Source organism: Mesorhizobium sp. ESP6-5 (assembly GCF_020164695.1).
Classification (GTDB): domain Bacteria; phylum Pseudomonadota; class Alphaproteobacteria; order Rhizobiales; family Rhizobiaceae; genus Mesorhizobium; species Mesorhizobium australicum.
In genome coordinates this window covers 50,596-71,655 of sequence record NZ_JAIUGR010000015.1, presented here as the reverse complement: position 1 = coordinate 71,655, position 21,060 = coordinate 50,596, and the positions used below count along the sequence as shown (strand labels likewise).

Annotated in this window: 19 protein-coding genes; 6 read left to right on the top strand and 13 right to left on the bottom strand. The window is 63.7% G+C overall.

The window, feature by feature from the left end:
- Position 1 precedes the first annotated feature (1 nt).
- Positions 2-1,438 carry an FAD-binding oxidoreductase gene (locus LB524_RS23270; protein ID WP_224530488.1) on the bottom strand — a complete coding sequence of 479 codons (1,437 nt, stop codon included), beginning with the start codon at positions 1,436-1,438 and terminating at the stop codon, positions 2-4.
- 161 nt (positions 1,439-1,599) lie between these two features.
- Here LB524_RS23270 and gloA point away from each other — a divergent pair, with 161 nt between their 5' ends.
- Entirely contained in the window at positions 1,600-2,010 is a 411-nt protein-coding gene (gloA, locus tag LB524_RS23265; protein ID WP_019856614.1) for a lactoylglutathione lyase, read from the top strand.
- Positions 2,011-2,081: 71 nt separating this feature from the next.
- Here the strand turns inward: gloA and LB524_RS23260 are convergent, their stop codons facing one another.
- From LB524_RS23260 to LB524_RS23245, 4 genes are all read right to left on the bottom strand, one after another.
- Positions 2,082-3,050 (bottom strand): ABC transporter permease, encoded by a 969-nt coding sequence (locus tag LB524_RS23260; RefSeq protein WP_141907283.1) that lies wholly within the window; start codon positions 3,048-3,050, stop codon positions 2,082-2,084.
- Positions 3,051-3,054: 4 nt separating this feature from the next.
- Positions 3,055-4,557, bottom strand: coding sequence for a sugar ABC transporter ATP-binding protein (locus tag LB524_RS23255; protein WP_224530716.1), 1,503 nt, complete (start codon positions 4,555-4,557; stop codon positions 3,055-3,057).
- 5 nt (positions 4,558-4,562) lie between these two features.
- Entirely contained in the window at positions 4,563-5,546 is a 984-nt protein-coding gene (locus tag LB524_RS23250) for an ABC transporter permease (RefSeq protein ID WP_140789321.1), read from the bottom strand.
- Between the two features lie 121 nt (positions 5,547-5,667).
- Complete coding sequence (locus LB524_RS23245) at positions 5,668-6,744, bottom strand: sugar ABC transporter substrate-binding protein (protein WP_141907284.1); 1,077 nt, start codon at positions 6,742-6,744, stop codon at positions 5,668-5,670.
- A 211-nt stretch (positions 6,745-6,955) separates the two neighbouring features.
- Between LB524_RS23245 and LB524_RS23240 the strand changes: the two genes are divergently transcribed.
- A complete protein-coding gene (locus tag LB524_RS23240; protein ID WP_224530482.1) occupies positions 6,956-8,557 on the top strand; it encodes a GMC family oxidoreductase in 1,602 nt (533 codons plus the stop codon).
- Here LB524_RS23240 and LB524_RS23235 read toward each other — a convergent pair.
- The gene (locus LB524_RS23235; protein ID WP_224530480.1) at positions 8,554-9,378 is read right to left on the bottom strand and encodes an NAD-dependent epimerase/dehydratase family protein; all 825 of its coding nucleotides are present in this window, start codon (positions 9,376-9,378) and stop codon (positions 8,554-8,556) included. The two genes, LB524_RS23240 and LB524_RS23235, sit on opposite strands and share 4 nt — an antisense overlap.
- A 156-nt stretch (positions 9,379-9,534) precedes the next feature.
- On the opposite strand from LB524_RS23235, the gene LB524_RS23230 reads away from it, so the two are divergent.
- Positions 9,535-10,266, top strand: a complete 732-nt coding sequence (locus LB524_RS23230) for a FadR/GntR family transcriptional regulator (protein ID WP_140789313.1) — start codon at positions 9,535-9,537, stop codon at positions 10,264-10,266.
- A gap of 49 nt (positions 10,267-10,315) precedes the next feature.
- On the opposite strand, the gene kdgD is transcribed toward LB524_RS23230, so the two are convergent.
- The 4 genes from kdgD to LB524_RS23210 form a co-directional block, all read right to left on the bottom strand.
- Positions 10,316-11,263, bottom strand: coding sequence for a 5-dehydro-4-deoxyglucarate dehydratase (gene kdgD / locus LB524_RS23225; RefSeq protein WP_224530478.1), 948 nt, complete (start codon positions 11,261-11,263; stop codon positions 10,316-10,318).
- Between the two features lie 65 nt (positions 11,264-11,328).
- A complete protein-coding gene (locus LB524_RS23220) occupies positions 11,329-12,156 on the bottom strand; it encodes an ATP-binding cassette domain-containing protein (RefSeq protein ID WP_224530470.1) in 828 nt (275 codons plus the stop codon).
- On the bottom strand, positions 12,153-13,220 hold the full coding sequence (locus tag LB524_RS23215; protein WP_224530468.1) for an ABC transporter permease: 1,068 nt from the start codon (positions 13,218-13,220) through the stop codon (positions 12,153-12,155). The genes LB524_RS23220 and LB524_RS23215 overlap by 4 nt, the downstream gene beginning before the upstream one ends.
- A 111-nt stretch (positions 13,221-13,331) precedes the next feature.
- Positions 13,332-14,423, bottom strand: a complete 1,092-nt coding sequence (locus LB524_RS23210; RefSeq protein WP_141907291.1) for a sugar ABC transporter substrate-binding protein — start codon at positions 14,421-14,423, stop codon at positions 13,332-13,334.
- 182 nt (positions 14,424-14,605) lie between these two features.
- Here LB524_RS23210 and LB524_RS23205 point away from each other — a divergent pair, with 182 nt between their 5' ends.
- Complete coding sequence (locus LB524_RS23205; RefSeq protein ID WP_224530465.1) at positions 14,606-15,634, top strand: aldo/keto reductase; 1,029 nt, start codon at positions 14,606-14,608, stop codon at positions 15,632-15,634.
- Between the two features lie 218 nt (positions 15,635-15,852).
- On the opposite strand, the gene LB524_RS23200 is transcribed toward LB524_RS23205, so the two are convergent.
- Positions 15,853-16,479: a hypothetical protein gene (locus tag LB524_RS23200; protein WP_224530462.1), complete on the bottom strand. Its 627-nt coding sequence runs from the start codon at positions 16,477-16,479 to the stop codon at positions 15,853-15,855.
- Between the two features lie 394 nt (positions 16,480-16,873).
- Between LB524_RS23200 and LB524_RS23195 the strand changes: the two genes are divergently transcribed.
- On the top strand, positions 16,874-17,656 hold the full coding sequence (locus tag LB524_RS23195; RefSeq protein WP_140789513.1) for an alpha/beta hydrolase: 783 nt from the start codon (positions 16,874-16,876) through the stop codon (positions 17,654-17,656).
- A gap of 211 nt (positions 17,657-17,867) precedes the next feature.
- Positions 17,868-18,830: a helix-turn-helix domain-containing protein gene (locus LB524_RS23190; protein WP_224530459.1), complete on the top strand. Its 963-nt coding sequence runs from the start codon at positions 17,868-17,870 to the stop codon at positions 18,828-18,830.
- Between the two features lie 74 nt (positions 18,831-18,904).
- Here LB524_RS23190 and LB524_RS23185 read toward each other — a convergent pair whose 3' ends face one another.
- Both LB524_RS23185 and LB524_RS23180 read right to left on the bottom strand, forming a co-directional pair.
- Positions 18,905-20,554 (bottom strand): GMC family oxidoreductase, encoded by a 1,650-nt coding sequence (locus LB524_RS23185; protein ID WP_224530456.1) that lies wholly within the window; start codon positions 20,552-20,554, stop codon positions 18,905-18,907.
- Between the two features lie 116 nt (positions 20,555-20,670).
- The gene (locus tag LB524_RS23180) at positions 20,671-21,057 is read right to left on the bottom strand and encodes a DUF1127 domain-containing protein (RefSeq protein WP_224530454.1); all 387 of its coding nucleotides are present in this window, start codon (positions 21,055-21,057) and stop codon (positions 20,671-20,673) included.
- Positions 21,058-21,060 lie beyond the last annotated feature (3 nt).

The window sequence follows — 21,060 nt, the reverse complement described above, 5'->3', positions numbered from 1 at the left end:
CTCACCTATAGTCGACGGCGGATGTGGACGCCAGAATGCGGCCGTTGCTCAAGATGTGGCGCGGATCGAACGCTTCCTTGATGCCGGCGGCAAGGTCGAGCGTCACCGGATCGATGCGTTCGAGGAACGCCTTCTGCTTGACGCGGCCGATGCCGTGCTCGGCGCTGATCGAGCCGCCATAGCGGTCGACGACGGCGAAAATCTCGGCCTCCGCCTCCTCGAACAGCTGCTCGATCGCTTCAGCGCCCATGCCTTCCGGCGGCACGACATTGAGATGGATGTTGCCGTCGCCGACATGGCCGTAGGTGACGGCCAGCGCGTCGGGTCGCGTCTGCTCCAGCGCTGCCAGCGCGTCGGTGACGAAATCGGCGAGTTTCGAGATCGGCACCGAAACGTCGGTGCGCAGATAGCGGCCGCCGCGGCCCTGCCGCTCGACCATGATCTCGCGGTAGAGCCACAACCGCTCGGCCTGGGCCCGCGTCGAGGCGACGATGCCGTCCTCGACGATATCCGCGACGCCGCCGAGAAACCCCAGCAGCATGGCGGACAGGTCGATCAACCCGCCGGAGGAAACCTCGATCAGCACATAGGCCGGGTAGGGCTTGCCTAGCGGATCAGGAAAATCCTTGCCTTCGCGCATGGTGATCTCGATGCCGCCGCGCAGGATCAGTTCGAAGGCGGTCAGCAGGTCGCTGCAATCGCGCCGGGCGCGGGCATAGAGCGCCATCGCATCCTCGACCGAGCGCAGGCCCACCAGCGCGGTCTCGATCTGCGTCGGCTTGGGAAACAGTTTCAGCGCGGCAGCGGTGACGATGCCGAGCGTGCCTTCCGAGCCGATGAAGATCTGCTTGAGGTCGTAGCCGCGATTGTCCTTGCGCAGCACCTTCAGCCCGTTCCAGATGCGGCCGTCGGCCAGCACCACTTCGAGGCCGAGCACCAGGTCGCGCGTCATGCCGTAGCGCAGCACATTAAAGCCGCCGGCATTGGTGGCGACATTGCCGCCGATGCGGCAGCTGCCTTGCGCGCCGAAGGTGATCGGCAGCAGGCAGTCGCTCTCTTCGGCGGCGCGCTTGGCGTCCTCGAGGATGCAGCCGGCCTCGACCACCATGGCGAAGTCGATCGGACTGATCGAACGGATCCGGTTCATGCGCTCCAGCGAGATGACGATCTCGCCGCTATCGGCCGCCACCGCCGCACCGACGAGGCCGGTCAGGCCGCCTTGCGGCACGACGGGGATGCGCTCGGCATGGCAGTGCCGCAGCAGCGCCGACATCTCTTCGACCGAGGCCGGCCGCGCCACCGCCAGCGGGCGGCCGAAATGGTCGCCCGACCAGTCGCGGCTGTAGCGCGCCAGGTCTTCGTCCGCGGTCAGCAGCCCACCATTCGGCAGCACGCCGGCAAGGGCCGATATCAGGGATAGGGAGGGCACGATAGTCATGACCTGGTTATGGACCCTCTGGTAAAACGACTGGACAAGCACTGTTCTTGTCGTGTTATCATACAACCCTGATTTAGAACATCAAGCGAGGCCGCGTTCCCACCACCTGTTTGATGTGGATGATCAGACCAGCAAATCACTGAATTCGGAGGATTTTCCCAATGAGCGACGCCCCGGGCTTTCGCTATATGCACACCATGATCAGGGTGCTCGACCTCGACAAGTCGATTGCCTTCTATACCGAGGTTCTCGGCATGACCTTGCTGCGCCGCGACGACTATCCCGGCGGCAAGTTCACCAACGCCTTTGTCGGCTATGGGCCGGAGGACAAGGAGGCCGTCGTCGAGCTGACGCTGAACTGGGGCAGGGAAGAGCCCTATGAGATCGGCACCGGCTTCGGCCACCTGGCGCTCGGCGTCAACGACATCTACGCCGTCTGCGCCGAGCTCGAAAAGCGCGGCGCCAAGATTCCGCGCAAGCCCGGGCCGATGCAGCATGGCACCACTCACATTGCCTTCGTCGAAGACCCGGACGGCTACAAGATCGAACTGATCGGCCTTGACACGATGTAAGGATCTCAGGCGGGGCCGCATCGAGTTTATGATGCGACCCCGTCCTGTCCGCGCTTGCTTGGGAGGCGGGATCACTTGATGACCGCGATCTTGCTGCGGTCGATGGTGATGGCGACGGCGGCGATGAGCACCGCGCCGAACACCATGTTTTCCAGGAAAATGTTGACGCCGACGAAGGTCATGCCGATGCGCACGATCGAGATGATCAGCGCGCCGACCGCCGTGCGGGCGACGCCACCCAGCCCGCCGGTGATGGCGGTGCCGCCGACGATGACGGCGGCGATGGCTGGCAGCAAAAGCTGATTGGCAAGCACCGGCGAGCCGCTCGACAGCCTTGCCGCCAGCACCACGCCGGCGACAGCGGCCAGCATGCCTGAGGCGGCGAAGGCGATGATCTTGGTGCGGTCGACATTGATGCCCGCCGCCCAGGCGGCCGGTTCGCCGGCGCCGACGGCGATCGCCTGGCGGCCAAAGCGCGTGTAGCGTAGCGCCAGAAAGGCGGCGATGCCGATGACCGCCGAAATCAGCACCACCACTGGAACGCCGGCGACGGTGGCGTTGATCCAGGCGGTGTTTTGGCGGCCACCTTCCTCGATGGTGATGGCGCGGCCGTCGGAAACCCAGAGCGCCAGACCCGTGACCACGCCGCCGGTGGCGAGCGTCGCCACGAAGGATGGGACGCGCAGCTTGACATGAACGATGCCGCTCAGCGTGCCGAAGGCAAGGCCGGACAGAATTGCCACCGGGAAGGCGGCAAGCCCGAGCGAGGGCAGCAACTGCGCCAGGATGACGCTCGCCAGCGAGGCGACCGCCTGGATCGACAGGTCGATGCCGCCGAGCAGGATGGCGAAGGTGACGCCGGTCGCCAGGATGAACAGCACGGCGGTGTTGGCGAAGAGCAGCGCTACGGTCTCGCCGGTCAGGAAGCCGGGCGCGGCGAGTTCGATGATCAGCAAAAGCGCGACCAGCAGGACCAGCGGGATGGCGCCCTGCGTCCACTTGCCTTCGAACACCTGCCTGATAGAAAAGCCTTCACTCATCGGTTCATACCATCGCTCGCAGTAGATCAACCTGGTTCGGCTTCTTGCCCGGGCTGGCGTCGAAGCGCGCGGTGATTTCGCCGTCGCGCATCACCAGCACCTGGTGCGACAGGCCGATCGTCTCTTCCAGCGTGTCGGAAATCAAAAGGATCGCCACGCCTTGCGCGGAGAGATCGCGTACCAGTTCGTAGACTTCCTCCTTGGCGCCGACATCGAGGCCGCGCGTCGGGTGGTCGAGCACCAGGATGCGCGAGCCGGCCGTCATCCAGCGCGCCAGCACCACCTTCTGCTGGTTGCCGCCGCTGAGCTTGCGGCAGGCGGCATCGGGGCCGGGCGCCTTGATGCGCAGCCGTTTGATCCAGTCGGCTGCCAGCCGGCGCTCCTTGCCATAGTCGATGGCGCCATGACGCATGACGCTGGAAAGATCGGCGAGCGAGATGTTTTCCGCGATCGACAGAAACATCACCAGCCCTTCGAGCCGGCGCTCGCGCGGCACATAGCCGATACCCTTGCGCACCGCCGGTTCCGGCGAGCCGAAGCGCACTGTGTCTCCGGCGATCTTCATCTCGCCGGTATCATGCTGCAGGAAGCCGCCGATGGTGCGCGTCACCTCCTCGCGGCCCGAGCCGACGACGCCGGCAATGCCGACGATCTCGCCGGCCCTGATTTTCAGGTCGACGCCGTGATAACAGCCGTTGGCGCCCAATCCCCTGGCCTCGACCATGACGGTGTCGCGCGGCGCTTGCTGGCGGGCCTCGCGATAATATTCGGCCTGCAGGCCGCGCCCGACCATGATCTCGTGCAGCTCCGGCGCGGTGACATCGGCAGCGCGATGTTCGGCGACGACAGCGCCATCCTTCATCGTGTAGACGCGATCTGATATCGCCAGCACCTCGTCGAGGCGGTGCGAGACGAAGACGAAGCTGGCGCGGGATTTGAGCGAGCGCACGCGCGCGAACAGCACCTCGATATCGGCGGCGTTGAGCACCGAGGTCGGCTCGTCGAGCAGGATGAGCAGCGGCCGCTCGACCACTTCCTCCAAGGTCAGCGCCTTGGCGAGCTCCACCATCTGGCGCGCCGCGAAGGTGAGTTCGGAGATGCGCCGGGTGACGTCGATGTCGATGCCGATCTTGGCCAGCTGCCGGCGCGCCGCGGCGTTCATGGCGCGCCAGTTGACGATGCCGAAGCGAGTGAAACGGTCTTCATCGCCGAGATAGATGTTTTCGGCGACCGAGAGGTTGAGCACCAGCGATTGCTCCTGGAACACCATGCCGATGCCGTGCCTGGCAGCGTCGCGAGGGCCGCGCATGCGAAACTGCTCGCCGTCCAGTGTCAGGCTGCCGCCATCGGGCCGGTAGCTGCCGGCCAGCACGCGCATCAGCGTCGATTTGCCGGCGCCGTTCTCGCCGATCAGCCCGACCACTTCGTTGGGCCGCACCTCGATTGACACGTCGCGCAAGGCCTGGACGCCGGGAAAGTTCTTGATGATGTGGGAGGCGTTCAGCATGGCGCTCACTTGACGATCCGCAGGCGCACGCGGTCGAGCGACAGTGCCACCGCGGCAATGATCATCAGGCCCTGCACGGTCTGCTGGATGTAGGGCGAGATGCCGAGCAGGATCATGCCGTTGGCAAGCACAGTGACGATCAGCACGCCGATCAGCGTGTTGACGACACCGCCTTCGCCGCCGGTCAGGGCCGTGCCGCCGACGACCACGGCGGTGACGGCGGCAAACAGCCTGCCGTCGCCGATGACGGCGTGGGACTGGCCAAGCTGCGCGGCGGCAAGCACGCCTGATATGCCGAAGAAGAAACCGGCCAGCGCAAAGGCGGTGATGCGCACCTGGGTTACGTTGACGCCGGATAGCTTGGCGACATCCTCGTCGCCGCCGATCGCCAGAATGTGGCGGCCGAGCTTGGTGTGGTACTGGATGACAGCGGCGAGCAGGAAGGCTGCGAACGCGACCCAGACCGCCAGCGGCAGGCCGAAGAAGCGATGCAAGGCAAGGTCGCGGATCGAGGCGTCGTTTAGGCGGATCGCCGAGCCGCCCAGCATATATACCGACAGGCCGAGGCCGATGAACCACATGCCGAGTGTCGCCATGAAGGATGGGATGCGCAGCATGGTCTGGACAAGACCGCTGAGCAGGCCCATCGCGGTGCCTGCAATAACGGCGGCGAGCACGGCCCACCAGCCATAGTCATTGCCGTTCGCGTCATTGGCGGCGAGCAGCACCACCACCATGGCCGAGACCGAAAGCGTGCCTTCGACGGAAAGGTCGATGCTGCCCATCAGGATGATGAAGGTCAGCCCCATCGCCAGCGTCAGCGGCACGGCGGCCGAGTTGGCAAGCCGCACCAGATTGCGCAGCTCGATGAAGTTGGGATTGGCGATGGCGATCAGTACGCAGAGCACGATCAGTACCGCCAGCGGCGCCAGGCTGCGCCAGCGCCTGCCACCGAACACAGCGGCGATACGGCCGGGGATCAATGTCATAAGCGTTGTCCGCTCGATGTCCGAAACGGACTTCAGGGGTTCTGTATGGATTGTCAAGAAACCGCTTCCCGTCTGCTGAAAAGGGGAGCGGGCCGCCAGGGAGCAGCGGCCCGCCCGGCGCTCAGGTGCGGATGGCTCCAGTCACCCGGCCCCACAGATCGTTCCAGTCGATCTCCGGTTTGGCGTCGACATTGGTCTTGTAATATTCCTCGACATTGTCGTGCGAGATCAGCACCGCCTTGCCGTAGAATTCACGGTGTTCCGGCGGTTCCTTGGTCGGATCGAACTTGCCGATCTTGGCGTTGTAGCCGATGGCGAGACCCATGCCGCCTTGCCAGAACGGATCGGAGGTGACGGTGCAGGCAAATTCGCCGGTGCGCACCGCATCAACCGCCGTCTTGATGCCGTCGACGCCGACGATCGGGACCTTGCCAGCGAGGTTTTCGGCGCGCAGCGCTTCGAGCGCGCCGGAGCCCATGTCGTCATTGGCGGCCCAGATGCCCTTGATGTCGTCGCCGAAGCGGGTGAGCAGGTTGCCCATCAGGTCGAAGGCCTCGGTCGATTTCCAGTTGGCGACCTGGAAGTCGAGCAGCTTGATGTCAGGATTGGCGGCCAGCGCCGCGTCGAGGCCCTTCTTGCGTTCGATCGCCGCCGTGGTCGAGATCAGGCCGCCGAGCGCGACGATGCCGCCCTTGCCGCCGATGGTCTTGAACAGGATCTCGGCAATGGTCTTGCCGCTTGCGATGCCGTCGAACTCGATGTGCGACACATAGTTCGGGTTGAAGTCCTTCGGATGCAGATCCGCCGGCTTGTTCCACTGCGTCACGACATAGGCGCCGGCATTGGCGCAGGCTTCGACGATAGGGCGCGCATCCGGCGTGTCGTTGGGATCGGAATTGAGCACCATGTTGCCGCCAGTCTTTGCCAGCATCGCCTTGATGTCGGCGATGCCTTTCTCGCTGTTGCCTTCCGAGACCAGCGTGACATGTTCGAGCCCGGCCCATTTGGCGTAGGCCTCGGCCCCGGTCTTCCACACTGCATGATAGGGGTTTGAGAGCGAGCGGATCGACGTCACCAGCGTCGGCTTTTCCTGGGCGCGCAAGACCCTCGGCATGGCGAGCGCCGCCACGCCGGCGGTGACGCCCATCATCAGCGTCCGGCGGCTGACCGAAAGCGTAAAATCTGTCCTGTCCTTCATGTTCAAACCTCCCGATTGAAATCTGTTTCCCGCCCGGCGGCATGCGCGGGGAGCGCGGCCGGGCCTCCGATCGACGTGTTGCCAAGCTCCTCCGCTTGTACGACAACCCTTCAACACGATAACCATACCCTTTCTCTTGACGCCGCACAAGCGACTTGAGACGTTGCGCAGCAGAGCAGGGCGATGATTTCGCGCTGCCAAGGGAGTGAGAATGTCTGACTACATCATCGTCGGCGGCGGCTCGGCCGGCTGCATTCTGGCCGCCAGGCTGAGCGAGGATCCGCACGTTTCCGTCACCTTGCTCGAAGCCGGCCCGCCTGACACCAATCGCTACATCCATCTGCCGGTCGGCTTCTTCAAGATGACGTCGGGGCCGCTGATCTGGGGCTATGATACCGCCCCCGGCAAGGCGATCGACGGCCGCACCATGGTCTATCCGCAGGCGCGCGTGCTGGGCGGCGGCTCCTCGATCAATGCCCAGGTGTTCACGCGCGGTTGCCCGCAGGATTACGACGGCTGGGCGGCTGATGATGACTGTAAGGGATGGAGCTACGCCGAGGTGCTGCCCTACTTCATCCGCTCCGAGGGCAACGACACCTTCGCCGGTCGTGAGCACGGCATCGATGGCCCGCTCGGCGTTTCAAGCGGCGCCCCGCATCCGCTGACCCGGGTGTTCGTCAAGGCGGCGCAGCAGGCCGGTCTTCCCTTCCGCGCCGATTTCAATGCCGGCGAGCAGGAAGGCGCCGGATTCTACCAGACGACGACGCGTCAGGGGAAACGCTCGAGCACGGCCGTCGCCTATCTCAAGCCGGCGATTGGCCGTCGGAATTTGACGCTGCGCACCGACGCCACGGTCAGCCGCATCGTCGTCGAGAACGGCCGCGCCATCGGCGTCGAGGTCATCGTCAAGGACCGCACCGAACTCTTGCGCGCCGAGCGTGAGGTGATCGTCACCGCCGGCGCCATCGGCTCGCCGAAACTGCTGATGCTGTCCGGCATCGGCCCGGCCGCGCATCTCGGCGCGCACGGTATCAAGGTGGTCCACGATCTCGCCGGCGTTGGCCAGAACCTGCACGATCACATGGATGTCGACGTCGTCGCCGAGCTCAACGGACCGCATGGCATAGATCGCTACAAGAAGAAGCGCTGGCAGGCCGTCGCAGGCCTCGAATATGCGCTATTCGGCAAGGGGCCGGTGGCCTCCAACATCGTCGAAGCCGGCGGTTTCTGGTGGGGCGACCGCGCGGAGAAAACGCCCGACATCCAGTTCCATTTTCTGCCCGGCGCCGGCGTTGAGGAAGGCATCGGCTCGGTTCCCGGCGGCAATGGCTGCACACTGAATTCCTACCATGTGCGCCCCCGCTCGCGCGGCAGCGTCACGCTGCGCTCGGCGGACCTGCGCAATGCGCCGGTCATCGACCCCAACCCCTTCGCCGAGCGCTACGATCTCGAGCGCGCCATCGACGGCATCGAGATCAGCCGCGAGATCCTGTCGCAGCCGGCTTTTTCAAAATACATCAGCCGCGAGCATCTTCCAGGCGCCATGCAGGGACGCTCCGCACTCGAAGCCTTCGCCCGCGAACATGGGCGCAGCGCCTATCATCCGGTCGGATCGTGCCGGATGGGCGGCGATGCCGGGAGCGTCGTTGATCCCGAGCTTCGTGTGCGCGGGTTGCTAGGCCTGCGTGTCTGCGACAGCTCGGTGATGCCAAGCATTGTGTCGTCCAACACCAACGCCGCGGTCATCATGATTGCCGAGAAGGCGGCGGATCTAATCGCTGGGCGCGGCCCGCTGCCTGCGGCGACGGCCTAGTCGTCAAACATCTCACGCGGCGGAAAGTCGGTGCGGCTGTAGTCCACCACGATGAATTTGCCGCCCTGGTAGCGCTCGACCACCGGATTATCAGTCACCTTGCCGCGCACGCGTTCGGCCTGGTCGTCTGAACTGTCGAGCGGGGTCCAGCCGATCTTGTCCCTGGCATCATGACGCCAGAAACCGCGGCTGTTATTGGACTGGCCCCAGATGACGGAGCAATCGACCCGCTCCGCCGCTGCGCAACGCTCGATCAGCCGCACGAAATCGTCATGCGAAATCCAGGTCGACAGGATGCGTTCGTCCGGCACCTCGGGCAGCACCGAGCCGATGCGGATCAGCACGCTTTCCACCGCATGCTTGTCGAAGTAGAGCCGCGCCAGCATCTCGCCATAGGCCTTCGACAGGCCGTAATAGCCGTCGGGCCTGAGCAGGCAGTCCTGATCGAGGATCTGCGTCCGCTCGTAGAGGCCGACCGCATGGACCGAAGACGGGAAGACCACCCGCGCCTTCTGGCTGCGTGCCGCCTCGTAGATGTGGAAGCTGCCGCGAAAATTGGGGCCAAGCACGGTCTCGAAGGAGTGCTCGGTGGAGATGCCGCCGAAATGCAGGATCAGGCCGCAGCCCTCCGCCAGATCGTTCACCGCCTGCTGGTCTTCGAGATCGGCGATGGTGAAGCTTGCGTTTGGCGGCAACGGGATCGGTAACGGCACGACATCGGTCAGCCGCAAGGTCCAGCCGAGCGCCGCCAGCCTGGCCGAGAGCAGCCGTCCGATCGTGCCGGAGGCTCCGGTCAACAGCACCGGTTTTTGGGGGATCATCACGCCCTGTCCTTTCGCTGAGACCGCGGACATGTTCGCGCGGAGCTGATAAGGCGAATGAAGATTGGTCGTGGCGAGGATCCCGCAAATGTCATCATATCACCGTATAAATAACCAGTTGCCAAGGACGGCGGTTCGTTTATTGCTTTGGTGGCAATGAAACGTTCCTTTGGCCTTCCCCCGCAGATCAGCCGCACGGCGCAGGTTGCCGACTGGTTTGCGCGCGAAATACGTGCCGGCCATATGACGAGCGGCGAGAAACTGCCGACCGAGCAGGAACTGATCGCGCAATTCGGTGTCAGCCGCACGGTGATCCGCGAAGCCATGGCTTCTCTTCGATCGGAAGGGCTCGTCCTCAGCCGCCAGGGTTCTGGCGTGTTCGTCGCCGACCATCAGGCCAACACCACGTTTCGCATCGTCTCCGACGAGCTGCACTCGCTGACCGAAGTCCAGAACGTGCTGCAGCTCCGGCTGGCGGTGGAACAGGAAGCCGCCGGCATCGCCGCCGAGAAACGCAGCGACGACGACCTTGCCCGCATGCGCGACTGCCTCGACGCCATCGATGCCTCGATCGCGGCGGGAGAGAGCGCCATCGAGCCGGATTTTGCCTTCCATCGGGCGATCGCCTCGGCCACCGGCAATCCCTATTTCGAACGCTTCATGCATTTTCTCGGACCCGTCGTCATTCCACGCCAGCTGATGCGTCCGCGCGACGAAACGCCGGAGCAGCGGCGGCACTATCTGGAACAAGTCCAGATGGAGCACCGCCGCATCTATCAGGCCATCGAGCGGCAGAATGTCGAAGCCGCCCGCTTCACATTGCGCGAGCATCTGGAGGCTGGCCGGGAACGCTATCGCCGCATGGTCGACGGTTCGGCCCGATCGTAGCGCGCCGTCAACTCCGGTCTTCGATCCACTCCAGCAAATCATCCCGTCCCTACGCCAGCTCCGCGACCGGCATCTCGCAGGACTGCATGAGATCAGCGAGCTGCCGCTCCTCATCATCAGTCAGGTCGAGAAGCGGCGACCTGACCGGGCCGCAATCGATGCCGGCGATGCGCGCACCGGCCTTGACTATCGACACGGCATAGCCGGCGCGTCGGTTGCGGATGGCGAGGTAGGGCAGGAAGAACGAGCGGATGAGGTCGTCGACTTCCGTCTTGTTGCCGGCGCGCAGCGCATTGAAGAAGCGCAGCGCAGTCTCGGGCGCGAAATTGTAGATGGCCGACGAATAGGTCGTCATGCCGATGGCGGCCGCCGCACTCGCATGGACCTCAGCCGTCGGCATGCCGCCGATGAAGACCAGCCGGTCGCCCATGCGGTAGCGTGTGGCGGTAAGCAACTCGATGTCGCCGACGCCGTCCTTGAAGCCGATCAAATTAGGGCAATCCTGAGCCACACGCTCGAGCGTCTCGGGTGTCAGAATGGCATTGTCCCTGTTATAGGCGATCACGCCGATGCCAACCGCGCGGCAGATGGCGGTCAGGTGCCGGCGCAAGCCCTCCTGCTCCGACTTGACCAGATAGGGGGGCAGCACCAGCAAGCCATCGGCGCCATTGGCCTCGGCGGCCTTGGCGAACTCGACCGCCATATGCGTGCCGTAGCCGACGCCGGCCAGCAGCGGCAAATGATCAGGCACCTCGTCACACGCCGCCCGCACGACGCGCTTGTATTCCTCGAGCGTCAGCGAAAAGAATTCGCCCGTGCCGCCGGCGGCGAACAGCCCGCTGGCGCCGGCAGTGCCTTGGCTGGCGACATGGGCGCGATAGCCATCTTCGTTGAAGCCGCCGTCATCGTCGAAAAAGGTCAGCGGAAAGGACAGCAGGCCACGGCCAAGGGATCTGGTCAGTTCGGTGGGTGAGAACGTCAAAACAAGCACTCCCATGCAAGGGGCCGGCCGATCGTGGTCGGGCCGGCGGGGATTGGTTCAGCCGTGACTTGCCGGCAGGTTCATACGGGGCCCGGCCGCACTTCAGCCGCGGCGGCGTCTATCGCCTTGCGGCCGAGGCCCGATTTGACGATGCGGATCAGTTCCTCCTCGCTGGTGTCAGCGGTGGACGCATCCAGCGCGACCTCGCCCGAATGCAGGAAGTTGATGCGGTCGCAGACTTCGAAAATCTGGTTGTAGTTATGGACGATCAGGATCACCGAGACCTGGCGCTGCTGGCGCAAATTCTGGATCAGGCCCAGCACATGCGCGCTCTCGCGCACGCCCAGTGCCGCCAGCGGTTCGTCAAGCACCAGGATCTTCGGTGACGAATAGATCGAGCGGGCGACCGCGATGCACTGGCGCTGCCCGCCCGACAGGAGGTCGACTGTGCTGTTGACGCTGGGAATCGAGATGCCGAGCGTATCGAGATAGAGCTGCGCCTGTTCGCGCATCTTCCTGTTGTCCAGCAGGTTCAGGCCAAAGAAGCGCTTGTGGTACTCGCGGCCCAGAAACATATTGTGGAAGACGCTGAGGTCGCCGATCAGAGCCAGGTCCTGATAGACGGTTTCGATGCCTTGGGCGCGCGCATTGCGCGGCGAGGCGAAACGCACCTCCTTACCTTGCGAGACGATCGTGCCGGTGTCGGGCTGGTGGAAACCGGACAGGATCTTGATCAGCGTCGACTTGCCGGCGCCATTGTCGCCGACCAGGGCCAGGACTTCGCCCTGGCGCAATTTGATCGAGACGTCGACAAGTGCGGTGACGGCACCGAAACTCTTGGAGATGTTGGACATCTCCAGCACCACGGATGCGTCCGGAGCCAGGGGCGGAATGGTTTGATTGTTCATACGCGCCTCCGTGTGCGCAGGCGGTCGACCTGGATCGATAGGATCATCGCCGCGATGATGGCCGCGCCGAGATAGATGTCGGACACGGTGGCCTGGGCGCCGATCATCACCAGGCCGTTGTTGAGCGAGGCGACGACGAAGGCGCCGATCAGCGCGCCGATGACGGTGCCGGAGCCGCCAAGCAGCGAGGTGCCGCCGATGACCGCCGCCGCGATCGCCTGCAAGGTGAGGAAGGGGCTGCCGGCCTGCGGGTCGGCCGAGGTGAACTGCGCCGTGTTGATGATGCCGGCGAAGGCCGCGAAGCCGCCCGCGATCATGAAATTGTAGATCTTCATGCGGTCGGTGCGCACGCCGATCTCGCGCGCGCCGATTATGTTGGAGCCCGTTGCGATGGTGTGCAGGCCGAATGTGGTGCGGGAAAGCACCAGCGCCAGCACCAGAACCAGCACCACCGCCCACAGGAAGGGCGTGAAGGCGGTGATGCCGTGCCAGGACAAGAGCGCGTCCGATGGCTGGTAGAGGCTCTGGCCGAAGAAAGCGTTGAAGGGCGGTTCGACCGGCGCCACGATCGGCTGGCTGTTGTAGATTGAGACGACAATTCCTTGCAGGAAGAACAGCATGCCGACGGTGGTGATCAGCGACGGCACCTTGAAGCGCACGGTGATGAAGCCGTTGATGGCGCCGACCAATATTCCGATCAGCACGCCGATCAGCGCGCCGACGGCCAGCGGCACACCATAGGTGACCGACAGCAGCGCCATGACATAGGGGGCGATCGAGAAGATGGCGCTGAGCGACAGGTCGATCTCGCCGGTGATCATCAGCATGACTTCCGCCGCGGCGATCAGGCCAAGCCGGCCGGTGTCGCGCAGCACGACGCTCATGAATTGCGACGACAGAAAGCCGCCATCGCTGCCGAACTGGAAATAGATGACGAGCACGGTGGCGACGACGGCGATGCTGGCCTCGCGATAACGGGACAAAAGGATCAGCAGCCTTTCCGTCATCGTGTGCGGAGCCTTGACGCCGGTCTTCTTCGCAGGCTTGGTTTCTGTGGGCGGCACTCTTGTCTTCCTGATTTCGAACTATGGGCGAAGAAGCGGCAGCCGTCGCCGCCCCCGCCACATCACCCCAAATGACGCGGCGAGAGCAGGTATTTCACGGGGTTGGCCGCGTCAGGTTGGCTCGACGTCGCTGCGGCCCTCGAAGCGCGACTTGCCGACATAGGCGTCGACATTGTCCTTCGTAACATAGGCCTGGCTGGTGTCGCTGTTGGCCGGGCCGACGAGACCGCCGGAGAGCTTGTAGAGATACATCTGCTGCACCGGTAGGAAGCCTTGCAGATAGGCCTGCTGGTCGGTGGTGAAGTTGACATCGCCGGCCTTGATGAAGTCCAGTGTCTGCGGGAACAGGTCGAAGCCGGCAACCGCGCCGCCTCCCTTCACCAGGCCATATTTGTTGGACACGAAACCGCAGGCATAGGTGTCGGAGCCGCCGGTGCCGAACAGGCCGTTGACGTTTTTGTGGCTGAGATAATAGCTCTCGACACGCGAGATCTCGGTTGCCGGATCCGGACCGGTGTTGACGACATCGTAGGTGACGCCGCTGTTGGAGTCCTTGATCGCCTGGATATAGCCGTCGAGACGCGGCTGCGTGTTGAGCGAGCCGGGCACGCCGATCGACAGCATGACATGGCCGCCCTTGGGGATCAGCTTCAACCACTTCAGCGCCGAATTGTAGCCCGACTGGTAGAGCGGCTGGCCGACATAGGACAGGCGCTTGTTGGGGCTGCCGACCGCCACGTCGGCGTTGAAAGCGACGACCGGGATACCCGCCTGCGCCGCCATGTCAGTGGCGGCGTCAAAGGCGGTCGGATCGACCAGGCACACCGCGATGCCGTCCGATTTCTGCGCAATCGCGGTCTGCATGGCACTGACCATTTCGGAGACCACGTTCTTCTGCGAACCGGTCCACTGATAGCTGCAGCCGAAGGCGGCGCAGGCATCCTGGATGCCGTAGACGGTCGGGGTGAAGAACTGGTCGAGAGTCACATGGCAGACGAAGTGGAATTTGTAGGGCTTCTTCGGCAGGCCGGGCGATGAATCGGCTGCTCGGACCGCGCTGATGCCCCCGGCCAAGCCTGCGCCCGCCAGTCCGCTGGCGAGGCCAGCCGCGCCCAGGCCAAGCTTCCCGGCCAGCGCGAAAGCGCTGCGCCTCGAGATGGCGGCATTCACCATCTCGGTGTGCTTCTTTGTTTCGTCGTCCATGCGTTCCTCCCTTGTCCCTTTGTAGGCGTTGCAGCATTAGTCATCTGGTTACATTGTTATATGACAACTTTTGTGTCAATGGTCTTTCGATGCCGAATTCAGGACGGGCCTTTGCGACTGAATGGCGGGGAAGACGGCGCTGGCCGGCACGAATGGACCATCACGGACTATAGGAAGAGAAAATGGCTGAAATCGAGTTCAGGGCTGTTAGTAAGGGCGGCTTGAAAGTGACGACCATCGGGCTCGGCGGCACCGGGCTGGGCAACATGTACCGCGCCGTCGATACCGACGCCGCGGTCAAGACCGCGCAGGCGGCCTATGACAACGGCATCCGCTATTTCGACACCGCACCTGTCTATGGCTTCGGCGTCAGCGAGACACGGCTTGGGCTGGCGATCAAATCCTTACCCCGCGCGGACATCGTCATCTCGTCGAAGATCGGCTACGACCTCGTGCCGATCCCGCCGGAAGAGCTGAAACCGGCATTGTGGGACCAGCCCGGTTCGTTCCGCGCCGAGTTCGACTATTCACGCGATGCGGTGATGCGTTCGCTCGAAGGCACGCTGAAGCGTCTTGGCATCGACTATGTTGACATGGTCTCGATCCACGATCCCGACGAGGCCATTCATTTTGCTGCAGGCGAGGATCCATATGCCCGGAGCCGCTTCCGGGAAGCCATGGACGGCGCCTATCCGGCGCTCGACGAACTTCGCTCGCAAGGCGTCATCAAGGCGGTCGGCGTCGGCATCAACCAATGGCAGATGCTGTCCGATTTCGTCGTGGCTGGAGCGTTCGACTATTTCCTGCTCGCCGGCCGCTACACGCTGCTCGAACAGGAGCCGCTGTCGACCTTGCTGCCTCTCTGCGAGCAGCGCGGAACCAGGATCATCATCGGCGGGCCCTACAATTCCGGCATCCTGGCGACGGGCGCCGTCAAGGGCGCGACCTTCAACACCAAGCCGGCGCCTGAGCCGGTGCTCGAACGTGTCCGCCGCATCGAGGCGGTGTGCGCCAGCCACAAGGTTTCGCTGCCGGCGGCGGCGCTCCAGTTCCCACTCGGCCATCCCCTGGTGTCGAGTGTCATCCCGGGCGCCCGCTCGGCCGAGGAGCTGAAACAGAATTTGGCCTATCTGCGCGAGGATATTCCGCCAGCGCTGTGGACCGATCTGAAACGCGAAGGGTTGATCGAACCCGGCGCGCCGTCCCCCTGAACATCATTGATCTTGCACCGAAAGATATGCCGCGGTTGGAGCGGCTAACTCTCTGTTGTGAGCAATTCCGGACGGAAAACCGTTTCACACTTTTTCTGGAATTGCTCTAGTCCGGCAGACCTGCCAACTGCATAGCTTCGGTAACTTCACCCAGAATGCTGGGCGCTATCCCGACCGCGGCCGACCAACCCCGACCGTGAAATGCGGGTCGAGCGCCGTCAGCCGCGTGCCCGCCCCTCCTCGATGCGGCCAAGCCGTGCCAGCGGCGCCGCCAGCCAGCCATGCAGGATGCTGAAGCCGGGATTCATCTCTACAGCCCGGCGGCCGGCCGCGACCGCTTGCTCGTGCCGGCCGGAGAGAAAATTGCCGAAGCCGACAATGCCTGTCGGCACGCAGCTCATGGCGTCCAGCGGGGAGAGCCGCATCGCCTGCTCGCACCAGTCGATGGCGCGCGCCGCCTGGCCGCCATAGGCCACTGGCATGCAGCCGAAATGATAGACGAAGGCGCACGAGGCGCTGAGGGCGAGGGCCTGCGAGAACGCCTCGTCTGCGAGCCTGCGATCATGCTCGACTAGGCCTATGGTGAAGCCGGCCAGCGCCAGCGCCAGCGCCATCGCGTCGCCGCCCCCATGCTCGATCGCCGCATGCGCATGGCGGGCCGCCTTGTCGCGGTACTCGCTTTGAATGTCGCCGCGGATGAACAGCGTCTGGTGCGCCCAGGCGGCGAAGCCGTGCGCCAGCGCGTAATCTGGCTCGATGGCTAGCGCTTGGTCGAGCAGCGGCAGGCCCTTGGCGGCACCCTGCGGCATGAAGGTGTAAACGTCGGGCAGGGCGCGCAAAATCAACGCGAAATTGCTCTTGATGGACCTATCCCGATAGAGCTTCGACCCCCAATGCGATTCGACAGATCCAAACGCAGACAAGCACACTTTCGTGTGACGCGAAGGGCGAACGCGGCAGCCAATGGTGCTGATCCCTGTTTTGGTTGCAGCCAAGCGGTGTTGCAGACAAAAGACCGTATGCATTGATGTTTCGCAAGCGCGCGACTCCGCCCTAGGGCTGAGAGATCCTGGACCTCCTCCCATCAAAGACGTGGCAGCGATCACGAAGCGGTGACGGCTGTAACGAAGGCTCGGCCGGCTGCGAAGCTTGTGTAGGGCGGTATGTATTTGCCGCTCGTCTCGCTCGAAGTTTCGATGCGAGTTGATTTCAACTCAGCTATCCTCCCAAGGAACTACAATCATGATCAATAGGCGTACTTTCTCGACCGCGCTCGCCGCTGGAATGGCAACAACCCTGCTGGCCGGCGCCGACAAGGCCCGAGCGCAGACAGGCTCCAAAATTGGCAATGTCGTCCTGGTGCATGGCGCGTATGCCGATGGCTCGTGCTGGTCGGAGGTAATTGGCATTCTTCAGAAGGCCGGCCTCAACACAACCGCCGTCCAACATCCGCTGACCACTCTGCAGGCCGGTGTCGAGGCAACGCGGCGCGCGATCGCGCTTCAGGACGGACCAACCGTGCTTGTCGCACATTCCTTTGCCGGCATGATCGTCACCGAGGCAGGGGTGGATCCGAAGATCGCTTCACTCGTCTACGTCGCGGCGCGCGCACCCGACGCCGGCGAAGACTATACCGCACTCGCCAAGACTTTTGCGGCGCCGCCGGCCTCTGCCGGCCTCGTCTGGTCCGGAGGCTATGGCAAGCTCACCGAGGAGGCTTTCCTGCGGGATTTCGCCGGCGGTATTCCTCGTGAGAAGGCGCGCATCCTTTATGCCGCCCAGGCACCGATTTCAGCTAAGCTTTTCACCGGAAAGACGACAAATGCGGCCTGGCGCTCGAAGCCGAGCTGGTACGCTGTCTCGGCCGAGGATCGTACGATCAACCCGGATCTCGAGCGCTTCATGGCCAAGCGCATGAACGCAAAGACCATCGAAGTGAAGGCAAGTCACTTGTCGCTGATTTCTCATCCGCACGAGATTGCCCAGCTCATCCTGGAAGCTGCGGGGCGGCAAAGCGCCTGACGCGGCTTCGGATAAAGGCGGCGCGCAAGCCGCCGCTTCCGCGGTGCGTCCCTGTCAGTCAAGCGAACTGGCGGGAGCTGTTCGCTAAGGCCGAGACGTCGCTGAGCATCGCTCACGATTCATCACGTCCCTGCGATTGGCCGGTTCAAACCGCAGAAAGACCGACGGCCAGTCGTTTGTTGCCAGAGAAGCCACAAAAATGGAGCCAATGATGTTTCAAAGCGACGCTGGTATCGCAGCGCCACAATTGGATTTCGAGGCGTGGAGAGATACGCTCCGAACGATGTGCGGGCGCTACAATCCGGAAGGCTCCGGACCCGACGCCTTTGCCGGTTGGGTCTCCCCCGTTAATGTCTGTGGATTCATGGCGCTGAACATGGGTTGCAACGCTGAGCGGATCGAGCGGACCTATCGGGACGCTCGTCTGGACAGCGTAGACCACTACTTCGCCGTCTTTCAGGTCGCTGGCCACTCTGCGATGAGCCACAACGATCAAGCCGTCGAACTTGCCCCGGGCGATGTCGCATTCGTGGATTCGGCTCGGCCGGCGACCTACTTCGCCAACAATGGCAGCGAGGCCTGGAACACTGTCACCCTCAATTTGCCACGCCAGTCGCTTCTATCCCATCTTGGATTCGAGCCACAGGGCGGGATGTGCCGGCCCGGAGGAACGTCTGCCGGACGTCTGCTCTTCGATCTTATTCGTGATGCCGGTCGGGCCGATGGATCGGCCTCGTCGCCGGCCGAGTCCTACATGCAGCTGGCAGTTTACGATCTGGTCGGCGCGCTGTTTGGCCCGTCCGACCCGTGGCAGGGCTCGCGTCATTCCGACACGTTGTTCCGCCGCATCCGCGGCATCATCATGGAGGGCGCCGCCGACCCGGATTTCGGTCCCAACGAGGTCGCGGCTCAAGCGGGGATATCGCTGCGCTATCTTCAGAAGCTGTTCACGGAGCGCGGCTCGACGTGCAGCGAGTGCATTTTTTCGTTTCGTCTGGATCAAGCCGCGCGCCTTGTGCAGTGCCGGACATCATCGGGAACAAACCAGCCTTTGGCCGAAATCGCCTATGACTGCGGCTTTCGCGACTACACGCATTTCGCCCGAAAATTTCGCCATCGCTTCGGTCATCCGCCAGGCGCTCAATCAGAAGAACTCGATCGCACCGGGAACTGAGCCGTGCGCCCCAAGGCGAGATCAGGCGTCGGGGCTCACGACGCCTGATCTCCGGCGCTTTGGTGGACTGATAGTTAAGTCGGGATGTGGCGTGCCCCGTTTTCTTCAGCGAGCGTTGCTGCTTTTCTGATGAACGCCGCGGCCTTCTCTCCGACGATCACGCAGGGCGCCATGGTGTTGCCGGTGGTCACTTGCGGCAGGATCGAGCCATCTGCGATGCGCAGATTGTCGATGCCGTAGACCTTGAGCCGATCGTCGACGACGGACATCTCATCGCGGCCCATCTTCGCCGTGCAGGTCTGGTGATGGATTGACGAGGCGGCATCGCGAGCGAAGTTCTCGAGTGCCCATCCCGTCAGATTGCCGGGCATCACCTCACGCTTGACGAACGGCCTCATGGCCGACGAATTGCCGATCTCGCGGCAGAGCTCGACCCCACGGAGCAGCGCCTTCATGTCGGCGGGATCGGAAAAGGTACCGGCCACGATCTCGATAGGGTCTGACGGCTTTGGCCCCGTGATCCGCAATCTCCCGCGGCTGGCAGGGCGTGCAAGGCTGGCCAGCAGCGTCCACGAGCCAGGAGGCGGCGCGAAATGGGCGACTTCCGGAGTCGAAAACGGAAACTCTCCCACGAGCCCCTGCAAATCCGGGGTGGCGAGCGACGGATCGCTCTTCCAGAAGAAGGTCGCTTCTCCGCCGCTGTTGCGAAGCGGCAGCGGCGTCCGATATTCAAAGACACAGGGAACCGCGATGTGGTCCTGAAAATTGCGCCCAACGCCCGGGAGATGCTGCACCACCTCGATGCCGGCCGCGGTCAGGTCGCGCTCATCGCCGATACCCGATTGCATCAGCACCTTGGGCGTGTTGATGGCACCGAGCGAAAGAACTGTCTCGCAGCGTGCCATGATCCGATGGATAACGCGCTTGTGGACAAACGCCACCCCGACGGCGCTTTTACCCTCCAGGAGGACGCGCGTCACCAAGGCGCCGGTGAGCACGGTGAGGTTCGGCCGGTCCATATAGGGATAGCTATAGGTGCGAAAGATCGACTGGCGGCGGCCGTCGCGGATGCGAAGATTGAACAGGGCGGCACCGCCGTTGCCTTCCATCATCTGGCCGTTGTGGTCGTCGAAGGTCGGAATGCCGACGGTTCTGGCGGCGTCCACTACCGCCGGCGCCACAGGATGCGGATCACGCGCCGGCTCGACATGGACGAGACCGCCCTTGCCCCGCCGCAAGGGGTCCGGCGCCCCTTGCCAGTCCTCGATGCCGCGAAAGATGCCGAGAACGGCATCGTAGCCCCAACCCGGATCGCCGGCTTCTTTGGCGAAATAGTCCCAGTCGTTCCGGTGCCCGCGCGCCCAATTGGTGACGTTGACGCTCGAGCCGCCGCCCAGCACCTTGCCCATGGAGAGCGGCAGCCGACGGCCGTTGAGCAACGGATTGGGCAAGGCTTCAAAACCCCAATCACGTCTCGTGCCGAAATTGGCCGGCCATTGTGCCGGGTCCCAGACGCTTTGCACGTCATCGGTCCCGCCGGCCTCGAGCAACAGCACCGAGGCGTCGCCGGTCTCCGCGAGACGGCGCGCCACCACCGATCCCGATGATCCTGATCCGCAGACGATGAAATCGTAGGACGGTCGGATATCGGCCGCGAGTTGGCGCTGATTGGCGTGGATGCGAGCATCGAGCTCGGATGTTGCGGTGGTTCTTCCCGACGTCATGCTGGATCTCCCTGTGTGGGCGGTGTTGGCGGATATTTTTGAGAGTGGCGGCGCTTTGCCGTGGTCCAGGTCGGGCCGAGATTGCGAATGATCGAGATCGGCGTTCCGACGCTGCACTATTTTGCCAGGCGCGCTGGCTGCTGCTCCGGCAGGCGGCCGTGTTGAACAGCCGCGTAAAGGATCTCTCCGCGACTTAGGCCGATGTCCGCAAGCAGGCGGTCGTCCAATTGCAGCAGTTTCATGATGTCGCGCCGGATCTGACGCCGATGCCTGAACCAAGCCGCAAATTGTCTGACTGGTTTCAGCAGACCCGCACCCCGGGAGGAGATGCTGGGATCCGGCCCTGTTGAACCAATGCGGGGGTGACGTGTCTCCACCGAAACGCTTGCGTCGAACATTCGACGTCCACCGTCCCTGACCGGGAGCGCGGCAATGTGCCAGCCGTGCCAGCCGGCTGGTATCGAAAAGTCCGGAACTTTGGCATCGAGTACTTTGTCATCCATCCT

Excerpts from the sequence above, each read along its gene's own strand:
- LB524_RS23270 (WP_224530488.1), bottom strand. The coding sequence starts at position 1,438 with ATGACTATCGTGCCCTCCCTATCCCTGATATCGGCCCTTGCCGGCGTG.
- gloA (WP_019856614.1), top strand. The coding sequence starts at position 1,600 with ATGAGCGACGCCCCGGGCTTTCGCTATATGCACACCATGATCAGGGTG.
- LB524_RS23260 (WP_141907283.1), bottom strand. The coding sequence starts at position 3,050 with ATGAGTGAAGGCTTTTCTATCAGGCAGGTGTTCGAAGGCAAGTGGACG.
- LB524_RS23255 (WP_224530716.1), bottom strand. The coding sequence starts at position 4,557 with ATGCTGAACGCCTCCCACATCATCAAGAACTTTCCCGGCGTCCAGGCC.
- LB524_RS23250 (WP_140789321.1), bottom strand. The coding sequence starts at position 5,546 with ATGACATTGATCCCCGGCCGTATCGCCGCTGTGTTCGGTGGCAGGCGC.
- LB524_RS23245 (WP_141907284.1), bottom strand. The coding sequence starts at position 6,744 with ATGAAGGACAGGACAGATTTTACGCTTTCGGTCAGCCGCCGGACGCTG.
- LB524_RS23240 (WP_224530482.1), top strand. The coding sequence starts at position 6,956 with ATGTCTGACTACATCATCGTCGGCGGCGGCTCGGCCGGCTGCATTCTG.
- LB524_RS23235 (WP_224530480.1), bottom strand. The coding sequence starts at position 9,378 with ATGATCCCCCAAAAACCGGTGCTGTTGACCGGAGCCTCCGGCACGATC.
- LB524_RS23230 (WP_140789313.1), top strand. The coding sequence starts at position 9,535 with ATGAAACGTTCCTTTGGCCTTCCCCCGCAGATCAGCCGCACGGCGCAG.
- kdgD (WP_224530478.1), bottom strand. The coding sequence starts at position 11,263 with ATGGGAGTGCTTGTTTTGACGTTCTCACCCACCGAACTGACCAGATCC.
- LB524_RS23220 (WP_224530470.1), bottom strand. The coding sequence starts at position 12,156 with ATGAACAATCAAACCATTCCGCCCCTGGCTCCGGACGCATCCGTGGTG.
- LB524_RS23210 (WP_141907291.1), bottom strand. The coding sequence starts at position 14,423 with ATGGACGACGAAACAAAGAAGCACACCGAGATGGTGAATGCCGCCATC.
- LB524_RS23205 (WP_224530465.1), top strand. The coding sequence starts at position 14,606 with ATGGCTGAAATCGAGTTCAGGGCTGTTAGTAAGGGCGGCTTGAAAGTG.
- LB524_RS23190 (WP_224530459.1), top strand. The coding sequence starts at position 17,868 with ATGTTTCAAAGCGACGCTGGTATCGCAGCGCCACAATTGGATTTCGAG.
- LB524_RS23185 (WP_224530456.1), bottom strand. The coding sequence starts at position 20,554 with ATGACGTCGGGAAGAACCACCGCAACATCCGAGCTCGATGCTCGCATC.
- LB524_RS23180 (WP_224530454.1), bottom strand. The coding sequence starts at position 21,057 with ATGGATGACAAAGTACTCGATGCCAAAGTTCCGGACTTTTCGATACCA.